Annotated in this window: 16 protein-coding genes and 2 pseudogenes; 9 read left to right on the forward strand and 9 right to left on the reverse strand. The window is 73.3% G+C overall.

All coding sequences use genetic code 11. The annotated features are described in order from the left end of the window. Positions 1 to 43 precede the first annotated feature (43 nt). Positions 44 to 1,348 (reverse strand): aspartate--tRNA(Asn) ligase, encoded by a 1,305-nt coding sequence (aspS, locus tag P0R35_RS10465; protein WP_284012424.1) that lies wholly within the window; start codon positions 1,346 to 1,348, stop codon positions 44 to 46. A 196-nt stretch (positions 1,349 to 1,544) separates the two neighbouring features. Here aspS and P0R35_RS10470 point away from each other — a divergent pair, with 196 nt between their 5' ends. Continuing rightward, entirely contained in the window at positions 1,545 to 2,120 is a 576-nt protein-coding gene (locus tag P0R35_RS10470) for a hypothetical protein (RefSeq protein WP_284012425.1), read from the forward strand. Further along, positions 2,051 to 2,818: a sensor histidine kinase gene (locus tag P0R35_RS10475; RefSeq protein ID WP_284012426.1), complete on the forward strand. Its 768-nt coding sequence runs from the start codon at positions 2,051 to 2,053 to the stop codon at positions 2,816 to 2,818. Before P0R35_RS10470 ends, P0R35_RS10475 begins: the two co-directional genes overlap by 70 nt. A gap of 99 nt (positions 2,819 to 2,917) precedes the next feature. Here P0R35_RS10475 and P0R35_RS10480 read toward each other — a convergent pair whose 3' ends face one another. The 4 genes and pseudogenes from P0R35_RS10480 to P0R35_RS10495 all read right to left on the reverse strand — a co-directional run bounded on the left by P0R35_RS10480 (position 2,918) and on the right by P0R35_RS10495 (position 8,655). Continuing rightward, positions 2,918 to 3,640 (reverse strand): phosphoglycerol geranylgeranyltransferase, encoded by a 723-nt coding sequence (locus P0R35_RS10480; protein WP_284012427.1) that lies wholly within the window; start codon positions 3,638 to 3,640, stop codon positions 2,918 to 2,920. A 70-nt stretch (positions 3,641 to 3,710) separates the two neighbouring features. Continuing rightward, a complete protein-coding gene (locus P0R35_RS10485; protein ID WP_284012428.1) occupies positions 3,711 to 4,505 on the reverse strand; it encodes a DUF7847 domain-containing protein in 795 nt (264 codons plus the stop codon). A gap of 72 nt (positions 4,506 to 4,577) precedes the next feature. After that, positions 4,578 to 7,108: pseudogene (locus P0R35_RS10490) on the reverse strand (DNA topoisomerase I). A 113-nt stretch (positions 7,109 to 7,221) separates the two neighbouring features. Beyond that, the gene (locus tag P0R35_RS10495) at positions 7,222 to 8,655 is read right to left on the reverse strand and encodes a serine hydrolase domain-containing protein (RefSeq protein ID WP_284012429.1); all 1,434 of its coding nucleotides are present in this window, start codon (positions 8,653 to 8,655) and stop codon (positions 7,222 to 7,224) included. Positions 8,656 to 8,750: 95 nt separating this feature from the next. On the opposite strand from P0R35_RS10495, the gene P0R35_RS10500 reads away from it, so the two are divergent. Beyond that, positions 8,751 to 9,494, forward strand: a complete 744-nt coding sequence (locus tag P0R35_RS10500; protein ID WP_284012430.1) for a creatininase family protein — start codon at positions 8,751 to 8,753, stop codon at positions 9,492 to 9,494. A gap of 101 nt (positions 9,495 to 9,595) precedes the next feature. Further along, the gene (locus P0R35_RS10505; protein ID WP_284012431.1) at positions 9,596 to 10,009 is read left to right on the forward strand and encodes a hypothetical protein; all 414 of its coding nucleotides are present in this window, start codon (positions 9,596 to 9,598) and stop codon (positions 10,007 to 10,009) included. A gap of 33 nt (positions 10,010 to 10,042) precedes the next feature. On the opposite strand, the gene P0R35_RS10510 is transcribed toward P0R35_RS10505, so the two are convergent. From P0R35_RS10510 to P0R35_RS10520, 3 genes are all read right to left on the reverse strand, one after another. Continuing rightward, positions 10,043 to 11,140, reverse strand: a complete 1,098-nt coding sequence (locus P0R35_RS10510; RefSeq protein WP_284012432.1) for a bactofilin family protein — start codon at positions 11,138 to 11,140, stop codon at positions 10,043 to 10,045. 119 nt (positions 11,141 to 11,259) lie between these two features. Continuing rightward, a complete protein-coding gene (locus P0R35_RS10515; RefSeq protein WP_284012433.1) occupies positions 11,260 to 13,128 on the reverse strand; it encodes a prolyl oligopeptidase family serine peptidase in 1,869 nt (622 codons plus the stop codon). 55 nt (positions 13,129 to 13,183) lie between these two features. Further along, positions 13,184 to 14,644, reverse strand: coding sequence for a M20/M25/M40 family metallo-hydrolase (locus tag P0R35_RS10520; protein WP_284012434.1), 1,461 nt, complete (start codon positions 14,642 to 14,644; stop codon positions 13,184 to 13,186). Between the two features lie 140 nt (positions 14,645 to 14,784). Between P0R35_RS10520 and P0R35_RS10525 the strand changes: the two genes are divergently transcribed. The 5 genes and pseudogenes from P0R35_RS10525 (at position 14,785) to P0R35_RS10545 (ending at position 19,899) form a co-directional block, all read left to right on the forward strand. Then, entirely contained in the window at positions 14,785 to 15,837 is a 1,053-nt protein-coding gene (locus tag P0R35_RS10525) for a metal ABC transporter substrate-binding protein (RefSeq protein ID WP_284012435.1), read from the forward strand. Then, a pseudogene (locus P0R35_RS10530) lies at positions 15,834 to 16,576 on the forward strand (metal ABC transporter ATP-binding protein). Before P0R35_RS10525 ends, P0R35_RS10530 begins: the two are co-directional and overlap by 4 nt. After that, a complete protein-coding gene (locus P0R35_RS10535) occupies positions 16,573 to 17,715 on the forward strand; it encodes a metal ABC transporter permease (protein WP_284012436.1) in 1,143 nt (380 codons plus the stop codon). Before P0R35_RS10530 ends, P0R35_RS10535 begins: the two are co-directional and overlap by 4 nt. After that, entirely contained in the window at positions 17,634 to 18,335 is a 702-nt protein-coding gene (locus P0R35_RS10540) for a DUF8127 domain-containing protein (RefSeq protein WP_284012437.1), read from the forward strand. Before P0R35_RS10535 ends, P0R35_RS10540 begins: the two co-directional genes overlap by 82 nt. Positions 18,336 to 18,411: 76 nt before the next feature. Then, a complete protein-coding gene (locus P0R35_RS10545; RefSeq protein WP_303657575.1) occupies positions 18,412 to 19,899 on the forward strand; it encodes an MATE family efflux transporter in 1,488 nt (495 codons plus the stop codon). A 12-nt stretch (positions 19,900 to 19,911) separates the two neighbouring features. Here the strand turns inward: P0R35_RS10545 and P0R35_RS10550 are convergent, their stop codons facing one another. Next, entirely contained in the window at positions 19,912 to 20,418 is a 507-nt protein-coding gene (locus P0R35_RS10550) for a hypothetical protein (RefSeq protein ID WP_284012438.1), read from the reverse strand. Positions 20,419 to 20,461: the final 43 nt, after the last annotated feature.

Raw genomic sequence — 20,461 nt, forward strand, 5'->3', positions numbered from 1 at the left:
CTCGCACTCGGCGAAAAACGGAGAATCCGGAGCGTCGCGTCGGCTACGGGCTCAGGCGCTGGCGGTCGCGCGGGAACAGGACGGCCTCGCGGATGTTGTCGAGGTCGAGCATCGTCATGAGGAGGCGCTCGGCGCCCATCCCCCAGCCGGCGTGGGGCGGCATGCCGTAGCGGAACATCTTCGTGTAGTAGTCGAACTCCTCGGGGTCGAGCCCCTGCTGCTCGAAGCCGGCGATGAGCTCCTCGTAGCGGTGCTCGCGCTGGCCGCCCGAGACGAGCTCCATGCGCGGGTGCATCATGTCGAAGCCGGTCGACTTGTCGGGCTCGTCGTCGTGGTCCTTGATGTAGAACGGCTTCACCTCCGAGGGCCAGTCGGTGATGAAGTAGTGCTCGCCGACCGCCTGCCCGAGGACGTGCTCGGCCTCCGTCGACAGGTCGTCGCCCCACGCGAGGTGCTCGTCGAGTTCGCCCGTCGCGTTGATGCGGTCGAGCGCCTCCTGGTAGCTCAGACGCGGGAAGTCGCCCTCGGGGACCGCGAACTCGTCGGCGAGGCCGAGCGTCTCCAGCTCGTCGGCGCAGTTCTCGGCGACGGCCTCGTAGGCAGCCGTCGTGACGGCCTCGGCGACGTCCATCGCCTCGGTGTGGTCACAGAAGGCGCCCTCGAAGTCGATGGAGTGGGCCTCGTTGAGGTGGCGCGGCGTGTTGTGCTCCTCGGCGCGGAAGATCGGGCCGATCTCGAACACGCGCTCGAGGTTGGAGCCGGCCATCAGCTGCTTGAACAGCTGCGGGCTCTGGTTCATGAACGCCTCCTCGCCGAAGTACGAGATCGGGAACAGCTCCGTGCCGCCCTCGGTCCCGGTGGCGACGATCTTCGGCGTGTTGATCTCCGTGGCCTCGTGGCCGCGGAAGGCGTCGCGGACCGCCCGGAGGAGCTCCGCGCGGATCTCGAAGATGGCCTGTACCTCCGGCTTCCGGAGGTCGAGCGTGCGGTTGTTCAGGCGGGTCGGGAGCTCGGCGTCGACCTTGCCGGAGGGGTCCAGCGGCAGTTCGGGGTCGGCGGGGGCGACGACCTCGATGTCGGTCGGGACGACCTCGACGCCGGTGGGCGCGCGGGGCTCCTCCTTCACGTCGCCCTCGACCTTGAGGACGGACTCGCGGTGGGCGTCGAGCCCGGTGTCGACCATCGCCTCGTCCATCTCGTCTTTCTCGAGTTTGACCTGGATCTTCCCCGTCTTGTCGCGGAGGATCAGGAACGCGATGCCGCCGAGGTCGCGGGTCTCGTGGACCCAGCCGGCGACGGTGACCGCCTCGCCGGGGGTCGCGTCCGCCGTGTAGGTTCGGCCCTGCATGCCCGTGGCTACCCGCGCGAGACTTTAAACTCGGTCGATCCCCGCCGTCACACCTCGTGAACACGTACCACGGACGATCCGTGTCGGTCGGGGGGCGGGCGACCGGCGTGGGCCGCGCGTCGCGCTCGACGGACGCGTCCGACGCACGGCGTCCACGTGGGGTACGCTTATCCCTCCCCCATCGAATCGACACGCAGTGACGAACACGGGCCGTGACGGGGGGCCGAGCGACGCAACCGACAGCCGCGGCCTCGCGGGCGACGGCGGGGCGGCGGCCGCGGACGCGGACCACCCGCCGGACGACGACCCCGGCGGCCCGGCGTGGTTCTCGACGGCGCTGGCCGCCAGCGGCGTGTTCACCGGCGCGCTCGTCGTCGGGACGGCCGGGCTCGCGTTCACCTCGCCCGGGCGGAGCCCGGGGTCGATCGTGTTGGGGCTCGTCGGGCCGCTGTGTGCGGTGTGGGCGTACGGCGCGGTGCTGGCGTGGGTCGCGCGGACCCGCCCGCCGCGGCGCCACCACGCCCGCCTCGCCGGCTGGCTCGTGATCGGGGTGATCCCGCTGGTCGTCGGCGCGGTTGTGATGCAGGCGTACAGCGCCGCCGTCGGGGCGCTCGACACGTTCTCGCCGGCGGCCGCCGGCGGGTGGCCTGCGGCGGCGTCGTGTTCGGCGCCGCCGTCGGCGTCGGCGACGTGCGCACCCGGATGCGGACCGCCGAGGCCGAGGAGGCGAACGCGCGCTTCGAGCGGCTCGTCGAGGTGCTCACGGTGTTGAACCGGGTGTTGCGCCACGACGTGCGCAACGACCTCACGGTGATCGCGGGGTACATCGACCTCGCGCGCCGCGAGGGCGACGCGTCGATCCACGAGTACCTCGACGGGATCGAGGCGCGCGCCGAGCGCATCGAGCGCCTCAGCGACCACGCCCGCATGGCCGAGGACGCCGTGCTTGGCGACGACGCCGTCGAGGGGACGACCGACCTCGCGCTCGTCGCCGAGCGGGTCGTCGGCACCATCGCCCGGGACTTCCCCGCGGCGTCCGTGTCGGTGCGCGTCGAGTCCGCCGACGCCGGCGCCCGGGTGCCGGGCCACGACCTGCTCGAGTCCGCGGTCCACAACGTCGTCGAGAACGCCGTCGAACACGCCGGCCGCGACGACCCGACCGTCGAGGTGACGGTCCGCGTGCGCCCCGCCGACGCCGCGACGGACGGCGGTCGCCCGCGGCTCCCGACCGGCGACCCCGCGGGGACGGTCGTGGAGGTGGTCGTCGCCGACGACGGGCCGGGGTTCCCGGAGCGCGAGCGCACCGTGTTGGAGGAGGGCGGCGAGGACGCGCTTGAGTCCAGCTCCGGGATGGGGCTGTGGGTGGTCCACTGGATCGTCGACGCCGTCGGCGGCGTGACGACCGTCGCGGACCGCGAGGGCGGCGGGAGCGTCGTCACCCTCCGGTTCCCGCGGGTCGACGACGTCTGACGGGCCGGCACGGCACGGGACGAACTGCGAGGGGAACGGACCGGGAAGAACGAACCGCGGGAGGAACGGACTGCGGGAAGAGCGTGCGGGCGGCGCGGCTCAGGCGTCGGCGAGTTCCGCCTGGGCGTCCTTCACGCCCTCGACGGTCTCGCGGACGGCGTCGGCGCCCTCGTCGTGGAGGAGGTCGCCGACGACGACGGCGTCGGCCACCTGCCCCATCGCGTGGGCGTCGTCGTAGTCGTGGACGCCGCCGCCGTAGAACAGCGTCGACTCCTCGAGCGCGTCGTGGGCCGCCTTCACCGTCTCGCGGTCGCCGAGCGTCCCCGAGTACTCGACGTAGACGATGTCCTGGCCGAACATCTTCTCGGCCACGCGGGCGTACGCGCCCACCTCCTCGGGCGTGAGGTCGCAGTCGGCGCTGGTGAGCTGAGCGGCCGACGCCTCGGGGTTGAGCACGATGTACGCCTCCGTGTGGGTGCGCTCCCAGTCGAGGTCGTCGGCGATGCGGACCCACTCCTTGTGGGCGCCGGTGATCCAGAACGGCTCGCCGGCGTTGAACACCGTCGGGATGAGGTAGCCGTCGAGCGCCTCGTCGTCGACGACGACCGCCGGGTTCGACGGCTCCTGGTACAGCGGCACGTCGTGGGCCTTGCACGCCTCGATGACGCGGGTGGCCTTCTCGGAGGTCACGTCGAGGGTGCCGCCGATCTCGATGGCGTCCGTGCCGGTCTTGCAGGCGTCGGCGAACGTCTCGTCGCCGTGTAACTCCTTGTCGGGGTCGATCTTGAGGATGTGGTCCCACTCCTCCCACGGGGCGCTCATGTTGGTGGTGGTGGTGTGCAGAGGGCTAAAAAGGGCGCGGATGCGGGCGGTACGTGCCGCGGGCCGTCGTCTACGCCGTCAGCGCCCGGTAGTACGACACGGAGAACACCCCGACGAACCCGCCGAACAGCGTCCCGAGGACGGCCACGAGCGCCGACACGGCGACCGCGCCGAGCGACGGGAGGCCGACGGTGAACGGGTCCGGCGTCGGCGTCGGGGGCGCGGCCAGCACCGACGAGAGGCCGACGACGAGGCCGAACCCGCCCCCGAGGACGCCCACGAGCAGGGTGTAGCCGAGGACGCTCGCGAGGTTGCGTCGCACGACCGCGTAGCTGTGTTTGACCGAGCCGAGCGCGTCGTACCCGTCGACGACGATGGCCTGGGCGTAGAACTGGACGACGAACACGAGCAGGAGGTACGCCACGACGATCGCCGCCGCGACGAGCCCGGCCGCGACGAGCAGCGGCGTACTCGGCGTGCCGCCGCCGGGGTAGAGGCTCACCACGCCGACGACGCCCGCGACGAACGCGACGATCCCGAACGCGAGGTTCACGCCGACGAGGAGCAGGTACACGAGGAACACCTGCACGAAGTTCGCCTTCCCGGCGGCGACGAACGTCGACAGCGACGTGCGCCCGTCGAGCGCCTCGTCGGCCATGCCGATGAACCCGGCCTGTACGAACGGGGCCGCGACGAGGAACACCGCCGACACCGCGAGCGACAGCAGACTGGCGAGCAGCGGCGCGCTCGACCGGAGGAGCAGTTGCGGGGTCTGCAACAGCAACAACACGAGGAGGGGCACGAACAGGACGGGGTTGCGGAGGAGCGTCGACGGCGTTCGCCGGAGGGCGGACAGGAGGGCCATAGCTCACCACTCGCTCACCCCCCCTGTAAAGCTACTGACGTTCGGCCGCCGAGCCGCCCCGCCCCGGCGACGCTAGTCCGCCTTCGCCTGCCAGTCGCGCACGGTGTCGGGGCCGACGCCGTCGAGTTCGTCGGCGAGCGCGTCGGGCTCCACCTCCTTGAGCGAGGGGACGTCCTCGACGCCGGCGTCCTTCAGCTTCTTCGCGGTCTTCTCGCCGACGCCCTCGATGGTCTCCAGCTTCCGACCCCGCCTGCCGGGACTGGTACTCGCGGTAGTTGCAGATGGGACAGCCGAGTTCCCACGGCTCGTCGCCCGAGTGGACCACCAGGTGCGGGAGGTCGTGCTCCTCGCACGTCTCGTCGGTCACCTCGATCTCGCCGCGGCGCGGCAGCGGCAGCGAGTAGTCGCAGTCCGGATACCGGGTACAGCCGACGAGCCGCGACCCCGAGCGCAGGCGCTTGATCGCCAGCTTCCCGTCGTGTTCCTCGCCGCAGTCGGGGCAGACGCCGATCACCTCGTCGTCCTCCTCGTCGGCCTCGTCGGCCTTGCACTGCGGGCAGCCGTGGACGAACGTCTTGCGCCCGGCGAGCATCTTCACCTCGTTCAGCCCGTGGTCCTCGCAGACGTCGTCGAGGATGAGCGGCTTGCCCGTCGACGGGAGCGGGAGCGTGTACTCGCAGTCGGGGTAGCCGTCACAGCCCACGAAGTACGACCCGGCGCGCGACTTGCGCACGAGCAGGGTGTCGCCGCACTCGGGACACGGGCCGAGCTGTTTGTCCGCCTTCAGCGACTTCTGGAGGTGGTCGCCAACGGCCTCGCGCGACTCGGCGAGTTCGTCGAACACCTGCGCGAGCATCTCGCGGGACTCGTCGGCGACCTCGTCGAAGTTCTTCTCGCCGGCGGCGATCGCCTGCATGTCCGCCTCCAGTTGGGCGGTCATCTCGTCGCTCACGATGCGGTCGGCGAACTCCTCGCTGGCCTCGACGACCGCCTTCGCGAGGCCGGTGGGTCGCGGCGGGTCGCTCTCGATGTAGCCGCGGTCGTACAGCTTCTGGATCACGTCGTGGCGGGTCGCCTTCGTCCCGATGCCCATCTCCTCCATCGTCTCGATGAGCCGCGACTGCCCGTAGCGACGCGGCGGCTGGGTCTGCTTGGCCTCGAACTCGGTGTCGGCCACCGCGAGCGCCTCCCCCCTTCGACACGTCGGGGACGAAGCTCTCGTTGGTCGAGAAGTACGGGTACACGCGGTGGTACCCCCTCCTCGACGAGACGCTTCCCGTTGGACTTCAGGCGGAGCGGGCCGTCGTCGACGCCGACGGCGTCGTCGCCCTCCTCGATCTCGGTGACGACGCGCAGGTGCTCCCACTCGGCGTCGGGCGCGCACGTCGCGAGGAACCGCCGCACGACCAGTTCGTACACCTCCCACTCGTCCTCGGAGACGTCCGAGGCCGCGGGGATCTCGCCGGTCGGGTGGATCGGCGGGTGGTCGGTCGTCTCCTCGTCGCCCTCGGTGGGGGTGATGTCGTCGAGGTCCAGCAGCGACTCGGCGTCGTCGCCGAAGCCCCGCCCCGACGCCAACTCGTCGAGCAGTTCGCGCTCGTCGAGGTCCTCCGGGTAGACGGTGTTGTCCGTCCGCGGGTAGGTGATGAACCCGCCGTGTACAGGTCCTCGGCGATGCTCATCGCCCGCTGGGCGGAGTAGCCGATGGAGGAGGCCGCGCGGATGAACTGCGTCGTGTTGAACGGCGCGGGCGGCTCGTCGGTGCGGCTCCGGCGGCGGACCGAAGCGACCGTCGCGGTCTCGGCCTCCCGCAGCCGGCCGTACACCGCCTCGGCGGTCGCCTCGTCCCAGACGCGCTCGGCCTCGGTGCCGTCGTCGTCCTCGTAGAAGTACTGCGCCTCGAACGCCTCGTCGACGTCGTCGGCGGCCTTCAGCAGGTCGGCGAACAGCTCCCAGTAGTCCTCGGGGTCGAACGCCTCGATCTCGCGCTCGCGGTCGACGATCAGCTTCAGCGTCGGCCCCTGCACCCGCCCGACGGAGATGAAGTCGTTGCCGAGTTGGCGCGCCGACAGCGAGAGGAACCGCGTCAGCGACGCGCCCCAGATGAGGTCGATGATCTGGCGCGCCTCGCCCGCGGCCGCCAGGTCGAAGTCGATCTCGTCGCGGTTCTCGAACGCCTCGGTCACCTCCCGTTCCGTGATCGACGAGAAGCGCACCCGGTCGACGGGCACGTCCTCGTTCACCTCGCGGATCAGCTCGTACGCCTCCTTGCCGATCAGTTCCCCCTCGCGGTCGTAGTCGGTCGCGATGACGACGCGGTCGGCCTCCCGCGACAGCAGGCGCAGCGCCCGGACGATGTCCTCCTGCGTCGGCCGCTTGCGGACCGGCGCGTCGATCAACTCGACCGGCTCGACGTCGCGCCAGTCGTCGTACTCCGGCGGGAAGTCCACCGCGACGACGTGGCCCGACAGCCCGATACAGCGGGTGCCGCCCCAGCGGTAGACGTTGACGCCGGCGCGGCGCTCGGTGTCGAAGTCCTCCCCCGACAGGATCTCCGAGAGGCGCCGCGCGGCGTTGTCCTTCTCGGTGACGATGAGTTCCATCAGTTGCCCGGGGATAAGCCGAAACCCGGGGTAAAGCTTTCGCGGTCCGACACGGACGCCCGCGGCGCCCGCCCGCCCCCGTCCGGGGACCCGACGCCGCGGCCGACGGGCCGCTACTCGCGGCCGGCGCGCTCGTCGGCGACCTTGTGGAGGTGCCACCGGTCGTACAGGAGGTCGACGCGCGGGCCGCGGCCGCCGCCGGACGGGTCGTCGCGACCGTCGCGGCCGTCCGCGTCGTCGCCGACGCGGAACTCGACGGGCACCGACTCGCCGGCCTCGTTCGGCGTGTGGAACGTGTGCGGGTCGTCGGTGCCGACGAGCGGGAGCGACTCCCCGCCGAGGGGACCGGCGAGTTCGAGGCGGAGGCCCCCGCCGTCGCGGGCGACGTACGCCCGTTGTAGCCCCCGGTAGGCGGCGTACTCCCCGGTGAGCCGGTCGAAGCGCCGTCGGCGCTCGACGAACGGCACCGCCTCGGCCGGGTCCGCGCCGAGCGCGCACGCGAACACGGCCTCGCCGAGGCGGACCAGCGGGTAGTCGGGCGCCGAGTTGGCGGCGACGGCGACGCCGAGGTCGGCCTCGCGACTGAAGCCGACGTACGCGGAGGAGACGGCGATCGACCCCGAGTGCCCGACCAGGTCGTGGCCGCACGCCTCGCGGGTGCGCCAGCCGTAGCCGTACGGCCCGCTCGGGGTGTCGACGCGGCCCTCGGTGAGCGCCGCGGCCGTCGCCGGCGACACCACCTCGCGGCCGTCGAGCGTGCCCTCGTTCAAGAACAGGCGGGCGTACCGCCCGAGGTGGTCGACGGACGCGAACAGGCCGCCGGCGGGGCGCGACAGCTCCCGCGTCGGCACCGACGCCGCCACGGTGTCGTCGTCCTCGTGGAGGTACAGCGTCGCGTGGTCGTCGTCCATCGCGAACGCCGCGTCGTCGAAGGTGGCGCGGTCGAGCCCGAGCGGCTCCAGCACGTGTTCGGCGACGTAGCGGCCGTACTCGCGCCCGGTGTTCGCCTCGATCACGTCGCCCAGCAGGACGTACCCCTCGTTGCTGTAGGCGAACCGCTCGCCCGGCGGGGCCACGCGCTCCCCGCCGGCGACGGCGTCCTCGACGTGGGCGCGGACGTCGTCGCGCGAGGACAGCGCGATCGTGTCCGTCGAGCGCCGCAGGCGCCGCCCGATGAGCGCCTCGCTCGTCCCGAGCGACGGCAGCCCCGACGTGTGCGACAGGAGGTGGCCGAGGCGCACGGGCTCGTCGTCGTCGCCGCCGAGGTCGACGTCGAGGTGCGTCGACACCGGGTCGTCGAAGTCGAGCATCCCCGCCGCCCGCAGTTGGGCCAGCGCCAGCGCCGTGACGGACTTCGTGACCGAGCCGACGCCGTACAGCGTGTCGGGCGACGCGGGACGGTTGCCCGCGAGGTCCCGCGAGCCGAACGCGTCGGCGTACACCGTCCCCGCGCGGTCGACGACCCGGACGCTGACCCCGGGGAGTCGGTCGCGTCGCACGGTCCGTCGCAGCAGGGCGGCCGCCCGCGCCCGGTCGTCCTCGTTCATGCTCGGGCGTCGGGCCGGACCGCCTTCAAGCCGCCTCCCCGCACGCCGGGTGCCGCTTCCCGAAGGGGTATCCCCCGGGCCGCCCCCGGACGGGTATGCCCGAGACCGAACACGATCTGGCGACGATGACGTGGGAGGACGCCGGCGACCGCTTCCTCGTCGCCGACGGCGTCGTCGTCCCCACCGGCTCCACCGAACAGCACTCCGTCCACCTCCCGCTGTCGACCGACAGCCTCCGCGCGGACCACCTCTCGGCGGCGTTAGTGGAGGCCGCCCCCGACCACGACCTCGCCCTCCTGCGCGCGCCGACGCTCCCGTACGGCTACAGCGAGCACCACATGGCCTTCCCCGGCACCGTGACGCTCTCGCAGGACACGTACAAGCGGGCCCTCATCGACGTCGGCGCCTCCCTCGCCGAGCACGGCGCCGAGCGCGTGGTCTTCCTCAACTGCCACGGCGGGAACACGGAGGCGCTGGCGCTCGCGCGCGACCGTCTCAACCGCGACCACGACACGACCGCCCACGTCGTCCACTGGACCGACCACGGCCGCGACGAGTTGGAGGAGCACTTCGGCGACGGCTGGGGCCACGCCGGCGACCACGAGACCAGCTTCGTCGAACTCGTGCGCGAGGACCTCGTGAAGGCCGACGAGAAACAGCCGCAGAACGCGAAGGACCTGCCCGAGACGACCTCGTGGACGTACTTCTCGGACGTGACCGAGTTGGGCGGGCTGGGCGACCCGACGAACTCCGACCCCGAGTTCATGGCACAGGTGGTGGAGCACACGACCGAGCGGATTCTCGAGGCGCTGAACGAGGACATCGAGAACGGGTGGTGACGGCGGAGCGAACGACACGGCCCGCGGGGCTGCGTGCCCCGTGGACACCACGACGCCGCGACCACCGAGGAACTATCCGCTCCGGGCAGGTCGTTCGACCGATGCCCTCCCTCGACGCGGTCGCGGCTCGACTGCTCCCCGACCGCGAGCCGACGTGGACCGACGTCGCGGTGGCGGTCCTCGCGCTCGTGTGGCTCCCCGTGCAGATCCTGCAGACGTCGCCCCCGTGGGGGTGGGTCGGCGTCGGGTTCGCCTCGGTGTGGCTCGCGCTCGGTCCCCTCGCGAGGTCCGACCTCGGACACCGGATCGACGCGCGGTCGGCACGGGTCGGCGTCGCCGGACGGGTGGTCGCCATCGCGGCGGTCGCCGTCGTCCTGTGGACCGGCGTCGCGACGGTCGAGGCGGCGCGGGACCCACTCCTCGGCCTCAGCGTGGGCGTGTTCGCCGCGGTCCCGCCGTTCGTGTGCCTCCACGTCGCCGTCGCCGGCCGACCGGAGCGATGGACCGCGGCGTGAGCGGGCGCGGCGGGCGTGCGGGAGCGTCCCGGGTCAGGCCGCGGGGTCGCCGCTCGACCCCACCTCGGGCTCCACCGGCTCCTCGCCGCGCTCGCCCGTCCGCCGGGCGTTCAGCGCGAGCAGGACCGCGCCGGCGCCGATCACCGTGAGCGCGAGGCGGAACAGGCCGCCGCCGGGGACGAACCGCGAGAGGCCCACGAGGAGGACGCCGCCGAGCAGCGCGTACCAGCGGGCGTACTCGGCGTCCGTGCGGTCGAGCGCCCGGACGCCCCACGTCCCGAGGAGGTACGCGCCGAACACCAAGCCGACCCACAGGAGGACGCCGTAAACGACGGCGCCCAACAGGGCCAGCGGGATGCCGACGATCGTGACCGCGACCAGCACCAGCAGCACCGGGCCGACCACGAGCGCCGCCAGCCCGAACCCGCCGCTGCGGGCCGTCCGGGTGAGGCCGACGTCGCCGACCTCGGCGACGAACCGGGGGAGCAGCGCCAGCAGGAGGCCGCCCAGCGCGAGGTGGGCGAGCACGGTGTAGGCGACGCTCAGCCACGAGGGGATCGCGAACAGCTGGACGTCCTCGACGGCGACGCCGCCGAAGTCGAACTGGGTCGCGCGCACGTCGCCGGCGACGCTGGCGCCCTCGTTCGTGAACTGGTCGGCGTCGTACAGGAGGTCGCCGCCGACGGTCGCGCCCGCGCCGACGACGACCGTACCGGCGTCCAGCGAGAGGGTGCCCTCGGCGGTGCCGTCGATCAGCGCCTCGCCGGCGCCGACCTCGGCGTCGCCGACGAGCACGCCGCCCTCGCGGAGGACGAACGAACCCGCGGCGACCTGCGTCTCGCCCTCGACGCGGCCCTCGACGGTGACGGCGCCGGCGGCGCCGGTGAGGTCGCCGCGCACGACGCCCGTGGGGGCGATCACGACGGTGCCGCCGACGGCGTTCACGCTGCCGTCGACGGTGCCGCGGACGATCACGGTGCCGCCGACGGCTTCGAGGTCGTCGGCGACGGTCTCGCCCTCGGCGATCACGACGGTCCCGCCGGCGCGGGAGTCGACGGCCGCGACGGGTGCGCTCGCGATCACGAGGATTGCGAACAGCACCGCGAGCAACCGCGCTGCTGTGAGTGTCATAGCGACTAGAGGATCGTCGCGCGAGGAGATAACTGCGTACGGTGGCGAGCTCGCACGGGACACGGGAAACCGGACGACTGCGGCGCCGTCGCCGCCGTGTGTCGGTCCCCGCGGACCGCTCAGACGTGCTCGTCGAGGAAGTCGGCGATGGCCTCGAACTCCGCGACGAGGTTCTCGCGGCTCGTCGTGTGGTGGCCCTCGTCCTCGAAGATCAGTTTCTCCACCGGGACGCCCTGTTCGCGCACCGCCTCGACGACCTGCTCGGCCTCGCCGACGGGGACCCGCGGGTCGTTGGCGCCGTGCTGGACGAACAGGGGACAGCGCACGTTCTCGATGTGGGTGAGCGGCGAGACGGACTTCAGGAACGCGTAGTCGTCGGCGAGGCTCCCGTACTCGGCCTCGCGGTGGCTGCGGCGCCACTCGCCGGTGTTCTCGAGGAACGTGGTGAAGTCCGCGATGCCGACGAAGTCGACCGCGGCGGCCCACAGGTCCGGGTACTCGGTGATCGCCGAGAGCACCATGAAGCCGCCGTACGAGCGGCCGTAGGCGACGATCCGGTCGTCGTCCACGGCGGGAACGCCGTGGAGCCACTCGACGCCCGCGGCGACGTCGGCCACCGAGTCCATGCGCTTCTCGACGTCGTCGAGGTGCGCGTACGCCGCGCCGTACCCCGAGGAGCCGCGGACGTTCGGCTCCAGCACCGCGTACCCCCGGTTCAGGAAGAACTGCTTCGTCGGGTAGAACCACGGCCGGCGCTGGTGTTCGGGGCCGCCGTGGATGTCGACGATGGCGGGCACCGACGCGTCCGGGTCGGCGGCGTCGACGCCCGGCGGGAGCGTCCAGTACGCCGGGACGTCGCGGCCGTCGAACGTCGGGTAGCGGACCGTCTCGGGCGCGTGGAACGCCGACGCGGGGAGGCCGTTCGTGCCGACCGGCGTCCAGTCGGTCGCCGTCGCCTCGCCGAACGCGACGCCGCACACGCCGTACGGCTCCGTGGGCGAGGTGTGGGTGAACACCAGCCGCTCGGCGGCCGCGTCGAACGCGAGGTCCGAGACGACGCCGTCGACGGCGGGCGTCGCGACCGGGTCGACGGCGGGGGCGCCGGCCGCGTCGGTCGCGAGCGTCCCCGCGTGCAGCGTCGAGTAGCCGCCCTCGTTGACGGTGTACGCGAGCCGGCCCGTGTCCGGGTCGAACGCCAGTTCGTCCACGTCCCACACGTCGTGCCCCGGTTCGCCCGTCCCCTCGTCGTGGCCCGCGACGGGCGTCACCGAGCCGTCGGCCGGCGAGACGCGACCCACGTACGCCGTGTCGCTGCCGCGGGTCGTGACGCACAGCAGGCCGCCGTCGCCGTCGAAGCCGACGTGCGCGTACGTCGCCTCGGCGTCGTCCGAGAGGACGGTCGTGTCGCCGGTGTCGAGGTCGAGGAGCGTGAGCGTCTCGTCGTAGCTGGAGTGGGCCTTCGTCAGGACGAGGCGGTCGCCGTCGGGGGCGAACGCGGCGACCGAGAGGAACCCGCCCGGCCCCTCGAACACGCGCTCGGGCTCGCCGGCCGGTTCGTCGGGGCCGCCGACCGACTGGACGAACACGTCGAACCGGGCGTCGTCCGCGCGGTTGGCGGTGTAGGCGACGCGCTCCCCGTCGGGCCCCCACGCGCCCCACGAGTGGGTCGACTCGGGGTCGGCGGTGAGCGCGCGCTCGACGCCCGTCGCGAGGTCGTAGTGGCGCAGTTGGTCGCGCTCGTCGCTCCCGGCGTCCATCGCGTACACGAACGCCTCCTCGGTCGGCGAGGCCGCCAGCGCCGAGACGCGCTCCTCGTGGGGGGTGAGCCGGTCGGGCCACCCGCCCGGCTCGTCGACGGTCCACACCTGCGGCGTGCCCGAGGTGTCCGCGCGGAACAGCAGGCGGCCGTCGGGCGTCGTGCTCGGCGAGTCGGCGTGGTCGACCGCGAGGAAGCGGGCGACGCCGTAGTCGCGTCGAGGGTGACTCATACGCCCACCGCGTGCGGGCCGCGGCTAAAGCGTTCGGCAGGCGGCGAGGTGCGTGCTACAGGTCGGCCGTCGCCACGCGCTCCAGGAACGCCGCCGTCGTCCGGATCCCGTTCTCGAAGCAGTCGAGGTCGAGGTGCTCGTTCGGCGAGTGGTTCCCCTGGTCGGGGTTCGCGTACGGCACCACCAACACCGGCACGTCCGCCAGCGCGTCGACGCGGCGGAAGAACGCCGCCGGCAGCGACCCGCCGAGCACGGGTAACTCGACGGGGTCGGCGTCCCACACGGCCGACAGCGCCGACAGCACCGGCTCGCTCGCCGGCGTGTCCACGGGCGTCTTCATCGGCGGGAACCCCGTCCCCTTCGTCACCTCGACGTCCGGGTGGACGCTCGCGACGTGCGCCGCGATGCGCTCGAACGCGCGGTCCGGATGCTGGCCGGGGACGAGCCGGGTGTCGAGTTTCGCCGTCGCCGACCGCGGGACGACGGTCTTGCTCCCCTCGCCCTGATAGCCGGCGCCGAGCCCGTTCACCGTGATCGTCGGCTCCAAGAGGAGGCGTTCGTAGTAGCCGCGGCCGGTCGTGAAGTGGGTGAGCCCCAGTTCCTCGCGCACCGCGTCGGCGTCGTCCGGGAGCGCGTCGACGAGCGCCCGGTCGGCGTCGGTGACGGCGACGTCGTCGTAGAAGCCGTCGACCGCGACGCGGTCGCCGCCGGAGGGGTAGCCGCGCCCGGGGTCGGTGCCCTCGCCGTACGCGGTGAGGGAGGCGACGACCTCCGCGAGTTCGGTCGCCGCGTTCGGGACGGGCCCGCCGAAGTTGCCCGAGTGGAGGTCCGCGTTCGCCGTCTCCAGGTCGAGTTGGAACGTGAGGATGCCGCGGTTGCCGTAGATGAGCGTGGGTCGCCCGGAGCGGTGTTGCGGGCCGTCGGCGACGTACACCAGGTCCGCGTCGCGGACGGCCGCCGCGGGCGCGTCCGCGTCGGCGCCGGGGTCGTCGACCCCGGCCGCGCCGTCGAGGTACTGCTTCAGGCCGAGGCTCCCGCTCTCCTCGCCGCCCTCGACGAGCAGTTTCGCCGTCACCTCGGGCACGGCGTCCGCGCGGGCGAGCGCGTCGAGCGCGAACGCGTGGGCGGCGAACTGGCCCTTGTTGTCGCCGGCGCCGCGGCAGTAGATCGCCCCGTCGCGCACGGTCGGCTCGAACGGGGGCGAGGCCCACTCCTCGGGGTGTTCGGCCGGCTGGACGTCGTAGTGGCCGTAGAACAGCACCGTCGGCGCGTCGGGGTCGGCGGCGACGCGCTCGCCGTACACGAGCGGGTAGCGGTCCGTCTCGATGCGCCGGGCGTCGAGACCGTGGGCGGCGAGCAGGTCGCGGACCGCGTCGGCGCCGGCGTCCATCCCCTCGCCGGTCGCGCTGATCGTCGGGCGGCGCAGGAGGTCGAACAGCGACTCGCGGTAGTCGTCGATCCGGTCGGCGATCGCGGCGTCGGCCGCGCTCGCGGGCGCGGCCGGGTCGGTGGGCATGGGTGGACCGGCGCGCTCGGGGGGCTTCGCTCTTGGGCCGGCGGCGCGGCGTGCCGGAAGCCCCACAGGAGGTGTTAGTAACGTTGGGATCCTTTGAATGGCAAAGTTAATATTCCGAGTGGACTGATTAACAATCAGAGATGGACTACACTCGACGCTCGCTCCTCGCGTCCGCCGGCGTCCTGACGACGGGCGCGGTCGCCGGCTGTCTCGGCGACGCCGGGGCGGCGACCGCCGCGGGGGCGGACGGGGATGCGGCGGCACAGGCGTCGTTCTTCGTCTTCGGCGGCGTCGCGCGCGAGGTCGCCGGCGACGCGACGACGACGGACCTGCTCGTGCCGGTCGGCCAGCACGGCCACGGCTGGGAGCCGGGGCCGCGCGTCCGCGAGGCGATCCGCGACGCCGACCTGCTCGTCCACGGGCCGGAGGGGTTCCAGCCGTGGGTCGACGACGTGCTCGGCGACCTCGCGGCCGACGACGCGGACGTGACCGCCGTCGACGTCGCCGCCGACGTCGCCCTGCTCGCCGCCGGCGAGGGTCACGACGACGACCACGAGGGGGAGCACGAGGCGGAGCACACCGAGGAGGACCACACCGATGACCACGACGAGTCGGGCGACCACGACGGGAGCGAGTCGGGGGACGACCACGACCACGGGAGCGTCGACCCCCACTTCTGGATGGACCCGCTGCGCGTCCGCGACGCGACGGCGACCGTCCGCGACGCGCTCTCGAGGGTCGACCCGGACGCGGCCGACGCCCACGCCGCGAACGCCGAGTCGTTCCGCGCGGCGCTGACCTCGCTGGACGAGCGCGTCGCCGCGCTCGTCGACGGGGCCTCGCGGGAGACGGTGCTCGTCGCCGGCCACGGCTCGTTCGGCTATCTGGCCGACCGATACGGGGTCCACGTCGAGACGCTCACCGGGGTCGGGCCCGACGACCGGCCGACGACGCGCGACCTCGAGCGCGCCCGCGAGGTTGTCGAGACACACGACCTGCGGTACGTCTGTGCGGACCCGATCGAGTCACAGCGGGCGGCCGACCAGATCGTCGCGGAGACGGCCGCCGAGGCGGTGCTCCCGCTGACCGCGATGCCCGGGCTCACCGAGGCGTGGGCCGCCGACGACTGGGGGTACCTCGACGTGATGGAGAACGTGAACGTCCCGACGCTGGAGCGGGCCCTCGCGGAATGAGCGCCGCGGTCGCCTTCGACGACGTGACGTTCGCGTACGGCGAGCGGCCGGTCGTCGAGGACGTGTCGCTGCGGGTCGAGCCGGGGGCGTTCCTCGGGCTCGTCGGACCCAACGGGTCGGGGAAGACCACCCTGCTGAAGCTGGCGCTGGGGTTGGTCCGCCCCGACGGCGGCGCCGTGCGCGTGTTCGGCGAGCCGGCCCACCGTCGCGGCGACGGGGGCGCGTCGGCTACGTCCCGCAGGACGTCGGCGGCGCGAGCGACGACATGCCCGTCACCGTCGCCGAGGTCGTCCGGATGGGTCGGTACCCCGGCCGGCTGTACCGCCGGTTCGACGCGGCCGACCGCCGGGCGGTCGCCGCGGCGCTGGACCGGGTCGGCATCGCCGACCTCGCGGACCGACGGATCGGGCGGCTGTCCGGCGGGCAACGCCAACGGGCGTTCATCGCGCGGGCGCTGGCCGCCGAGGCCGACCTGCTCGCGCTCGACGAGCCGACCGTCGGCGTCGACGCCGAGTCGCGCGAGGCGTTCTACGACCTGCTGGGCGAGCTGAACGCCGAGGGGATCACCGTCCTCCTCGTGGAACACGACATCGGCGTGGTGACGACCCACGCCTCCGAGATCGCGTGTCTGAACCGGGCGCTGTTCTTCCACGGCGACCCCGACTCGTTCGTCGAGACGGACGCGCTCGCCGAGGCGTACGGGGCCGGCCACCACGTCGTCGCTCACGATCACCCGTGACCGGCGTCGCCGCCCCCGCCGTCGCGGCGCCGCTCGTCGCCGCCGGCGCCGTCGACCGCGCGCTCGGGGTCGTCCTCGACGACGTGTGGGGCGGGCTCCTCGACGCGCTCGCGGGCGCGACGGGGGTCGGGGTGCTCGCGTCCCCGTTCATGCAGCGGGCGTACCTCGCGGCCGTCTGCGTCGCGGTCGTCGGCCCGCTCGTGGGGAGCTTCCTCGTCCACCGCGAGTCGGCGATGATCGGCGACACGCTCGCGCACGCCGCGTTCGCGGGCGTCGCCGCCGGCCTGTTCGTCAACAGCGTGTTCGCGACGAGCGTCCCGCCGCTGGCGACGGCGCTGGTCGTCGCGGCGCTGGCGGCGCTGGTCGTCCAGACGCTCGTCGACTACGCGAGCGCCTCCCGCGACACGTCGCTGGCGATGGTGCTCACCGGGTCGTTCGCCGTTGGGAGCGTCCTGATCACCGCGGCCGACGGCGGCATCGCCGTCGGCATCGACGCGTACCTGTTCGGCTCGCTCGCGACCGTCTCGCGGGCCGACGCCGGACTCCTGCTCGCGTTGACCGTCGGCGTCGGCCTCGTCGTCGGCGCCGCCTACCGCCCGCTCGTGTACGTCACCTTCGACGAGGTGGGCGCCCGCGCCGCGGGCGTCGACGCCGCCCGCTACACCCGGCTGCTCGCGGTGCTCACCGCGGTCGTGGTCGTCGGCGCGATGCAGATCATGGGCGTCGTCCTCGTCGCGGCGATGCTCGTGATCCCCGTCGCGACGGCCGGCCCCGTCACCGGGTTCAAGCGGGCGATGGGCGCCGGCGTCGCCGCCGGCCTCGTCGCCACGGTCGCGGGCGTCTCGCTGTCGTACTGGTTCGGCGTCGCCGCCGGCGGCACCATCGTCTCGTCGCGCTCGCGGGGTACGTCGCCGTCACGGGCACCGCGCGGGCCCGCCGACGGCTCGCCGTCCGCCGTGACGCGGCGTCGGCGGGCGTCGCCGCCGACGGCGGCGACGACGAGCCCTGAGCGCGCCGGAGCCGCCGCCTTCTTGTGGAAACGACGGCTGGTGCCGGTATGGACACCCGCTCGCGAGTCCGCCTCGCGCTCGCCCTCCTCCTCGTCGCGGCGCCGCTGTGGGGCCCGCCGCTGGACGTGACCGGCACCGACTACGTCTACCGCACCGCCGAGATCGAGACCGACGGCGGCGAGATCGGCCTCGACCAACCCGGCTTCTGGGCGGGGCCGACCGACCAGATCGCGTGTCTCTCCGCGCTCGCGACGGCCGACCAGGACACGGGCTGTTATCTGGAGTCGCGCCTCCGTCACGGCGACGTCCGCGTGGACTACCCGGGGATCGAGGCGTTCAACGGCGAGCCCGCCACGCCGCGCCCGCGGTACGTCGTGTTCGGCACCCACGGCGCCGTCTACGAGCGGACCCTGACGTACGACCACGCCGACGAGTCGTTCGTCTACGGGCTCGACCGCGTCGACCCGGAGACCGCCCTCGACGACGTGGCGGCGGACCCGGAAGGCGCTCCGTCCGCCGTCCGCGAGGCGCTCGACACAGGTGAGGCGCGGCGGAACGAGCCGCTCGACCGGATCGACGGCGGGCGCATCTACAGCCACGAGGGCGAGTACGTGCTCGTGTACGAGGACCGGGTGAGCGGCCTCCTGACGGCGAAGCCGCTCACCGAGCGCGTGTTCGAGGTCGTCGCGGTACTGGTGGGCGCGCTCCTGCTGTTCCGCGTGGGGCGCGACACCGCGGGCGGGTCGTAGGACGGACGCCGGCCGCCGCGGCCGCCTCCACAACCCTTAGGCGCCGACGCCACACCCGGACGGTAGACGCTCTCCAATGGCGAACACCGACGCGCGCGTCGACATGACCGAGGGGGCGGTGACGCCCCGGCTGTTCAGCCTCGCGTGGCCGCTCGTCCTCGGCAACCTCCTCCAGACCCTCTACAACCTCGCGGACGTGTTCTGGGTCGGCCGCGTCAGCCCCGAGGCGGTCGCCGCCGTCTCCCTGATGTTCCCGCTGTCGTGGATGTTCGTCTCCACGGCGATGGGGCTCACCGCCGCGACCATCGCGCTCGTCTCCCAGCACGTCGGCGCCGGCGACGACCGCGCCGCCGACGAGGTCGTCGGCCAGACCACGCTCCTCGCCGTCGCCGTCGCCGTCGCGCTCGGCACCGCCGGCTTCCTCGCGCGCCGGCCCCTCCTGAACTGGATCGGCGCGGAGGGGCTCGTGTTCACGGAGGCGCTCGCGTACATCGAGGTCATCTTCCTCACGCTCCCGCTCACGTTCCTGTTCTTCGCGTTCCGCGCCTCCCTGCAGGGCGCCGGCGACACGAAGACGGCGATGTGGATCGTCGCCGTCTCCGCCGGCGTCAACATCGTCATCGACCCGGTGTTCATCCTCGGCCTCGGGCCGGTGCCCGCGATGGGCACCCGCGGCGCCGCCCTCGCGACGTTCCTCGCCCGCGCGCTCGCGGCCGCCGTCGGCGTGTACGTCCTCCTGAAGGGCGACTGGGGCATCCAACTCCACCCCGGCGACCTGAAGCCGAACCCCGCGGTCCTCCGCAAGCTCGTCGACATCGGCTATCCCGGCACGCTCGACGGCTGGGCGCGGTCGTTCGCCGCCGTCGCGATGGCCGCCCTCGTCGCACGGTTCGGCCCCGCCGCGACCGCCGCCTACGGCGTCGGCGTCCGGCTGATGTCCGTCTCGTGGACCGTCGCCGGCGCGACCGGGCAGGCGACCGCCACGGGCGTCGGCCAGAACCTCGGCGCCGACACGCCCGACCGCGCGAGCCGCGTCGCGTGGACCGGCACCGGGGCGACGATGGCCGTCCTGTTCGCCATCGGGGGGCTCGTGTGGCTGTTCCCGGCGGTCGCCATCCGGGTGTTCGTCGCCGACGCGGACGTCGTCAGGGAGGGCGTCTCGTTCCTCCGGATCACGGCGCTCGCGTGGGCCGCCTTCGGCGGGCTGATGGTGTTACAGGGGGCGTTCCGCGGCGCCGGCGACACCCGCACCGCGATGGGGCTGTCGCTGCTGTCGCGGTGGGGGCTGCGCATCCCCGCGGCGCTCGTCCTCGCGTACTCGTTCACCGTCGTCGTGCCCGGCATCGGGCCGGTGTCGGGGCTCGGGCTGGGGCCGGACGGGCTGTGGTGGGCGTGGACGTTCGGCGCCGTCGGCTCGTTCGTCGTCGGCGCGCTGTGGTTCCTCCGCGGCGGGTGGACCGAGGGCGTGGTCGACGGCGAGGGCGGCGACCCGGAGCCGGCGACGGCCGGGGCGGCGCCGGCCGACGACGCCGAGGAGAGCGACGGCGTCGCGACCGACGACTGAGCCGACGGCGACTCACGAGCCGCCACGGCAGGCGATGCCGACGCCCGGTCCGTAGCCGCCGTTGGTGAAGTCGAGGTAGTACGCCCGCGTGTCGAGGGTGCAGGCGGCGAGGCCGACCGCGACGACCCGCCCCTGCGACCGGGCGACGACGACGAAGGTCTCGGTGCCGTTCGCGTCGAGCGCCCCGGTTCGGGACGCGTCGCCGTCGACAGTGATCGTGGCCCGGACGCTCGCGCCGGGGGCCGCCACCGCCGAGACGTTCGACGGGCGGAGGATCGCCGTCCGCGGCGCCGTGGTGTCGCCGTCGTACGGCGCCGGGACCGTCCGCTCCGTCCCGTTCGGCGCCGTGAACACGAGCGAGTCGACCGGTGTGTCCGCGGTCGCGATCTCGACGGCGACCGGGGCCGCGTCGAGGTTCGTCACGTTGTACTCCACCGCGGTCGGCGTCGGCTGTGGCGCCGCCCCGTACGTACAGCCGGCGAGGGCGAGCAGACAACACAGCGCGAGCAGGCGTCGCACACCGGCCGTGCAGCCGGCGGGGGGAAAAGCGTTCGCGCGGCGG

Source organism: Halobaculum litoreum (assembly GCF_030127125.1).
In the GTDB taxonomy this organism is placed as follows: Archaea; Halobacteriota; Halobacteria; order Halobacteriales; family Haloferacaceae; genus Halobaculum; species Halobaculum litoreum.